Consider the following 6,223-nt stretch of genomic DNA (forward strand, 5'->3'; position numbering starts at 1 on the left):
CAAGAAGATCTACGACTCGATCGCCACCTTGCAGACGGACCTTGATGCGTGGCTCGACCAGTACAACAATGAACGAGAGCATCAGGGGCGCTGGTGTTACGGCAAGACGCCGATGCGCACTTTCCTCGATTCGCTCGATCTCGCCAAGGAGAAACTCATCCCCCATTGACGACTCGTACTTTGTCGGCCCGACTACCTGTCAGATCAAGTCCCGGCTAATACAGATAACGTGCTGTTCAACCGCCTCGCCCACAAAAATGCGGACAGGTTCCGCCATTGTGTCGAACCAAACAGCCACTGCCGACGCTCCGTGCTCGGCGCCTACGGGCAGAACCGTCTGATTCGCGCCGCGCATGCACACTGCATCAAAGGCTCCGATATCGAGCAGTTCCTCGATGTGCTGATTCGGCAAGACGACAGCCGACCCACTGTCATCGTGCTCGACAACGCGGCAATTCATCACAGCATCAGCGAGGAAACTTGAGACCGCTGGTTCAGAGAACACAAAGCACTCCTGTTCTTTCTGCCGCCCTACAGCCCCGAACTGGACATGATCGAGATCGTCTGGAAGCACTTCAAATATCACTGGCGTCGCTTCGTCAACTGGACCGGCGACACCATCGACGCAGAACTGGCCGACCTCTTGTCCGGCTACGGCAGTAAATTTCAAGTCAATTTCTCGTGAACACTTACTCATTACCGTTCTCCCTCAAATCGCAGCGACGACAACGCGGTCCATAGCCCTGCGAACGCTCGCGTGCCGATGAGAAGATCCGGAATGAAATCCGATACGCGTAACGAAACGTCGCCGTGGTGTGCTCGACCAAATTCGCTGACAGCTCATCGTGTACGCTCAGGCCCGACATCGTGCAGATCTCGCGGGCGTCTTCGTTGCTCACCCGACGAGCGCGTCGGCCGATGTTGTGGCCCGCGCGATCGAGACTCCGCATTGAATCGCAAGACGCAGCGTCGTTGCAGCGGCGCGCTGTAACGCACGTGTACAACGGGGTGAAGCCCTGCGTGACGGGCGTTCCGAGTTCACACATTAGATTATTCGGCGGCAGTAAGGAGAGGGCGGGTGCCGCCATTTATACTATTTCGATGTTGGCAGCTAAAAGGGTCTATGATGACGATCAATTTCCCAAATATAGAAGCCACGCGCGCTGATTTACGCCAGCGGCGTCAGCGTTTTTACAAGGTCTACGCGGCCCGGCAAGCGTTGATGGATGACAAAATCGAGGCAAATCCTGACGCGCTATTTCATCGGGATGCCGAGACGCAACGTGCGGTCGATCTCCAAAACGGTCTCCTAGAGGAACTGATCGAGCATGCGACGAAGCTTGTCGATCAGTTCAATGCAGAGCCGGGGTCTGAGGCATTCCATTACCTCATCGAGCGCGACCCGATCCTTGAATCCATATTCGGTGTTTCGCCGATTCAACTGGCAGTGAAGAGCGGGACATTGCAGCGTCGTGTGATGGTGACGACTGCCGATGCTCGAAAGCTGGAATGGACCGGTTTGTTCCTTGCCAGTGGCCAGTTTGTCGGTTTGGAAAATCACGATGCCGAAGAGCTGCGGTCACCGCGCGAGCGCGAACTGGAGAACGAAGGCTTCTATGTCGATTGCGCGATTGATATCCAGCTAATTCAGAACGGCGAGCTAATCGATGGCACGAGGACAGACGACGGTCTGTTTTTTCCAATAGATGGGCCCCTCGCTTTTCTGAATCCGCATCGCATGGCCGGCAAATGACGTTCTTTTCGTTGCAGAGAATCGCATGCAAGCGTATTTCGGCGAACGTGATCAGTGGTTCCGAATGATGGTGATCGGCCGTTTCTGCCGGAGGAGATAGTGGAAACGGCTGCGCGGAGGGACAGATCGAGGAGGGGGCGGTTCGACCTATTATTACAGTTCAGTTGGGGAAAGCTACAACGCCGCCGCATGCGCCCCGACCACTTGTCACCCGCCGGGTTTCGCCTGCTGCCTGCGCTCCACCCGCATGCGGCCCGGCGGCTCGAAGTACGTGCCGAACCGCACGAGGCCCGCCGTCTTCAGCTGACAGGTCATCTCGAAGCTCACCAGCACACCGGGATCGTCGTTCTCCAGAATCTCGACGTCGATCGAGCGGATGCGCGGCTCGTACTCGAGCAGCGTCGCCTCCATCTGCGCCTTCAGCACCTGGGCGGAGGCTGGCAGCGCCTTATAGATGTTCGTCAGGTCCGGCAGGCCGTAGTCGGGGAGGTGTTTAAGCGCGCCGGCGCGCGTGTTCAGAATGCGTTGGACATTCTGTTGCACGCTCAGGCACTCGAGCGTGCGGTCGTCATACGCGTGGATGGGTTCACCACCGATGTGGCCCAGCAGCATGTCGTAGAGCGACGGTCCCGGCATCAGTCGCTCCCGTTACGTGCCGGGCACCGTGCGCGGCCACGCCCGCCGCTTCGTCGCGATCGACGAACTCGATCGTCAGCTCGCCCTCGGCCGAACTCGACAGCGCGATCCTCGCGGGCGCCGCGCCGCTGGCCATGCGCGCCAGCAACTCGCGCGACACGGTCGGCAGGATGCATTGATTGAGAAACGCATCGACGTTGCGCGCGCCGGATTCGTGAGAAAGACACAGCTCGGCCATCGCGCCGATCAGCGACGCGTCGCACGTCAGTTCGACATCGTGTTGCCGGCGCAGGCGATCCGCGACCTTGTCAAGTTTCAAGTGAACGATCGACGCGAGCGCGGCCGCATCGAGCGGCCGGTAGACCAGCGTCTGGAAGCGCGCGAGCAGCGCCGACTGGAAGTGCGTGACGAGCTGCGGGTGAATCGCGTCGAGCAGTGCGGTCTGCGCGATCTCGGGATTGTCTAAAACCGCTTCGTCGATCTGCGTACTGCCCAGATTGGACGTCATCAGGATCACGCAGTGGCGGAAGTCGATCTCGCGCCCCTCGCCGTCGCGCATCGTGCCGCGATCGAACACCTGGTAAAAGAGGTCGAGCACGTCGCGATGCGCCTTCTCGATCTCGTCGAGCAACACGACGTGAACCGCCCCGGGAATCGTGGAGGCTGGTTGGTTTAAGTTGATGGGGGTTCAGCGGCAGCTGTTTCAAGTTGCCGATAGTAGTTTGCCTCAGCTTCGGCGGGCGGGATATAGCCGAGGGGTTCCATCAACCGATGATGATTGAACCAGGCCACCCACTGCAGCGTTGCCAGTTCAACGGATTCCTGATACTCCGACATATTGATCGTCGTGAGCGCCGCTTCGCCGCCAAACAGCAGATCGGCCAGCGCGAGTGCTGTTTCCGTCTTCCCGACACCGGACGGTCCGGCGAGCAGGAACACGCCGAGCGGCGCGTGCTCGCTTTTCAGGCCCGCCTTCGCGGTGCGCAGACTCTCGGCCAGCGCGGCGAGCGCATTGTCCTGCGCCACCACGCGCTGGGCGAGCTGCGCCTCGAGCGTGAGCAGGCTCTGCAATTCGTTCTCGACGAGGTGGCCGACCGGCACGCCCGTCCTGTAGCAACTGCGATGGGGTGCAGAAGCTGGACTTGCCCCTGCATACCGGACCCGCGGTCACGCTAAGGTTGGAGAATTTGCTTGCTGGCGAAACTCGCGCGGCGAGCGGTATTTCAGGGCGCTGTGCGGATGCGACTCGTTGTAGTGGTCGAAGGCAACGGTTAAGTTCTGCAGCGCCGTTCTGGCGTCGGGCTTGGACATTCACGATACGTAATCACGCTTCATCGTTTTGATGAAGCGCTCGGCCAACGATTCGAACCAATGCAGGTTCAGGCATTCGTCCCTGAACGAGCCGTTGAATGTCTCGATGAAGCTGTTGTCGGTCGGCTTGCCTGGCCGGCTGAAGTCGATCTGCACCTTGTAATGGTAGGCCCACATGTCCAGTAGGCGATCCACGATGTAGCTCACTGTCTGTCTCTTCAGCGCGGGCGCGGCCATTTGTTGGTGGCGATATCCTGCAGGATGGCCTTGTCCAGACTCAATTTCGCGACCCGCTTCCTGAGCCGCTCGTTCTCGTCCTGGCGTTGCTTCAGTTCGCGGGCCTGGTTCGATTCCAGGCTCGCGTACTGCTTCTTCCACCGGTAATACGTCTGCTCCGATATCCCAAGCTGCCTAACCAGATCCGTCACCGGCATGCCCAGCTCAGCCTGCTTGAGCGCGGCCACGATCTGCTCCACCGAGCATTGCCTGCGCTTCATCGCCAACCTCCCGTTCCTATTGGGAAAATTGCCTCCGAAACACTCGCATTCATTTGTGCCCAGGATTTCTAGAGCAGATCAAGCCACCCGTTCTCCAGGCCTTGAACTCGCAGGCGGATGCGGGTGATCGCCGTGATGTTACTAACCAGATTTCATATTAAAAATGCCGTGTTTTATAACAATAATGTCGCATTTATTTCAAGGTGAAAGTTATATTTGTTTGTAGAATTCATGGAAAAATGAAGATATTAAAAATCGGTTGTTTTGTTTATTTTTTGGGGCCTGATTGATGGAAGCTTCGCGGCGCATAGTTTGATGCAGATGTTTTGATTCATTTTCACGGTACGAAATCGAGGTGTGAAAGTGTAAAAATTTTCTCATTTAGTTTGAGTTGGCATTGAATTAATTTATGAAATTTTTCATCTTTATATCATGATGGTGATTTTTCTTATTGTGAAATATGCAGCCAAATATGAGCCAGGATGAGGGGGTAAATAGTAGAAAATGATCAAAGAAAGGCGGTGTGCCATCCGCCAAGCAGTTTTATTTATTGGTCGTTTAAGTTGGCCGCCGGCATGTCATGGCAGTTCGACCTGCTTGCGCGCATCTTGTCGCGACTGAACAGACGAGGCTGTTACAGAATGAACATTGCCTACGTTTTTCCTGGTCAAGGCTCCCAGTTCAAAGGGATGGGCGCTGGTGTCCTCGATGCGTTTCCGCAGTACGTCGCGCAAGCGGACGAGATCCTCGGGTATTCGATCCGATCGTTATGCATGGACGATCCGCGCGGCGTGCTGTCCCTGACCGAATATACGCAGCCCGCGCTATATACGATCGGCGCACTGATGTACCTCGAACGGCTGCGCCGCGTCAATCCAGTGCGTGTGGCTTGGCTTGCCGGCCATTCGCTCGGTGAATACTGCGCACTGTTCGCGGCCGGCGCGTTCGATTTTGCGACGGGTCTGCGGCTTGTCAAACATCGCGGCGAACTGATGAGTCGGGCGCCGAAGGGCGCGATGGCGGCGGTTATTGGAATGAGTTCCGATGCGATTCGTGAGCGTTTGCGCGATGCGAACCTCGAATCGATCGATCTTGCCAACATCAATTCGGGCAAGCAAATCGTCCTGTCTGGTCTGCATGACGAGATTCACGCGCCCGATACGGCCGCGCTATTCGATGGGGCGGGTGCAACATTCGTACCGCTGAACGTTAGTGCGGCATTCCACTCGCGCTATATGCGTGACATCGAGCGCGAATTCCATACTTACCTGTCCGGCTTTACGCTGAAGCCCCTCACGACGGACGTGATCGCGAACGTGACCGCGCGTCCGTATCCGCGTGAAGGGTATGCCGAACTGTTGAGCCGGCAGATTTCGAGTCCGGTCAAATGGTACGAGACGGTATCGTGGCTGCTGGCTCGCGGCTGCCTGCAGATCGAACAGATCGGCCCGGGCGCGGTGCTGACGAGACTCACGGACGCGATCAAGGCGCAGCCGATGTCGATTGCTCCTGAGCCAGCCGATTCCGTCGCGGCAGACACCGCATAGCTGGCAGAACGCTCACTTGAGGGCGGCGCCGGACAGCGCCGCAAGGCAAAGGCTGGGTTTCGCGCGAAACCCAGTGCTGGTCTGCGCGCGCAGCAGCCAAGCCGTTCTTTGCACACCAGCATTGATGTCGGAGTAACAAGGAGAGACTCAATGATTTTCGATGTGAGGTGGTTAGTTCGCAGTGTCAGCCGGGATCTGCGGAGAAGCAGATGCTCGATATGCCATCGGTGCGCGGCGCCCAGTGACGCCAACGCACGAAACGTTGAGCAAGGAAAAGAGCGGGCGTCTTGCTCTTTATCCGCCATGGCGGGCCAAGCGCTTCGGCTTGTCTGTTTCGTCAGTCAGGGAGGCGGCCGAAATCTGGGAAGCATGTCATGAGCGCTTTTCCTAACGGCGCATCGCGCCAGGCATTAACCGGCGATCAGACGCGGCATCGTCGATCCATGTATTCGGGCGTTCAGTCCATCGCCGGGCGATTG

The 6,223-nt window shown here is 57.7% G+C and carries 5 protein-coding genes and 5 pseudogenes; 4 read left to right on the plus strand and 6 right to left on the minus strand.

Annotated elements, in window-relative coordinates:
* The 3 genes and pseudogenes from WS68_RS28165 to WS68_RS00140 all read left to right on the plus strand — a co-directional run.
* Positions 1-169, plus strand: a pseudogene (locus WS68_RS28165) (IS481 family transposase); the annotation flags it as partial.
* A gap of 354 nt (positions 170-523) precedes the next feature.
* Positions 524-685 carry a transposase gene (locus WS68_RS29460; RefSeq protein ID WP_442857137.1) on the plus strand — a complete coding sequence of 54 codons (162 nt, stop codon included), beginning with the start codon at positions 524-526 and terminating at the stop codon, positions 683-685.
* 438 nt (positions 686-1,123) lie between these two features.
* Complete coding sequence (locus tag WS68_RS00140; protein WP_059568887.1) at positions 1,124-1,753, plus strand: hypothetical protein; 630 nt, start codon at positions 1,124-1,126, stop codon at positions 1,751-1,753.
* A 207-nt stretch (positions 1,754-1,960) separates the two neighbouring features.
* Here the strand turns inward: WS68_RS00140 and tssE are convergent, their stop codons facing one another.
* From tssE to WS68_RS29480, 6 genes and pseudogenes are all read right to left on the minus strand, one after another.
* Positions 1,961-2,389, minus strand: coding sequence for a type VI secretion system baseplate subunit TssE (gene tssE / locus WS68_RS00145; protein ID WP_059568888.1), 429 nt, complete (start codon positions 2,387-2,389; stop codon positions 1,961-1,963).
* A 43-nt stretch (positions 2,390-2,432) separates the two neighbouring features.
* Positions 2,433-3,026: pseudogene (locus WS68_RS00150) on the minus strand (AAA family ATPase); the annotation flags it as partial.
* A gap of 35 nt (positions 3,027-3,061) precedes the next feature.
* A pseudogene (locus WS68_RS29465) lies at positions 3,062-3,214 on the minus strand (IS3 family transposase); the annotation flags it as partial.
* Positions 3,205-3,496 (minus strand): annotated as a pseudogene (locus tag WS68_RS29470) (AAA family ATPase); the annotation flags it as partial. The pseudogenes WS68_RS29470 and WS68_RS29465, both read right to left, overlap by 10 nt.
* A gap of 60 nt (positions 3,497-3,556) precedes the next feature.
* Positions 3,557-3,889: pseudogene (locus WS68_RS29475) on the minus strand (integrase core domain-containing protein); the annotation flags it as partial.
* A gap of 29 nt (positions 3,890-3,918) precedes the next feature.
* Positions 3,919-4,197, minus strand: a complete 279-nt coding sequence (locus WS68_RS29480; RefSeq protein ID WP_059568892.1) for a transposase — start codon at positions 4,195-4,197, stop codon at positions 3,919-3,921.
* A gap of 641 nt (positions 4,198-4,838) precedes the next feature.
* Between WS68_RS29480 and fabD the strand changes: the two genes are divergently transcribed.
* Positions 4,839-5,744, plus strand: a complete 906-nt coding sequence (gene fabD, locus WS68_RS00170) for an ACP S-malonyltransferase (protein ID WP_197419500.1) — start codon at positions 4,839-4,841, stop codon at positions 5,742-5,744.
* The last annotated feature ends 479 nt before the right edge of the window (positions 5,745-6,223 follow it).

It is taken from the genome of Burkholderia sp. TSV86 (assembly GCF_001522865.1).
Taxonomy (GTDB): Bacteria; Pseudomonadota; Gammaproteobacteria; order Burkholderiales; family Burkholderiaceae; genus Burkholderia.

Coding starts and splice junctions, on each gene's coding strand:
- WS68_RS00140 (WP_059568887.1), top strand. CDS start 1,124: ATGATGACGATCAATTTCCCAAATATAGAAGCCACGCGCGCTGATTTA.
- tssE (WP_059568888.1), bottom strand. CDS start 2,389: ATGCCGGGACCGTCGCTCTACGACATGCTGCTGGGCCACATCGGTGGT.
- WS68_RS29480 (WP_059568892.1), bottom strand. CDS start 4,197: ATGAAGCGCAGGCAATGCTCGGTGGAGCAGATCGTGGCCGCGCTCAAG.
- fabD (WP_197419500.1), top strand. CDS start 4,839: ATGAACATTGCCTACGTTTTTCCTGGTCAAGGCTCCCAGTTCAAAGGG.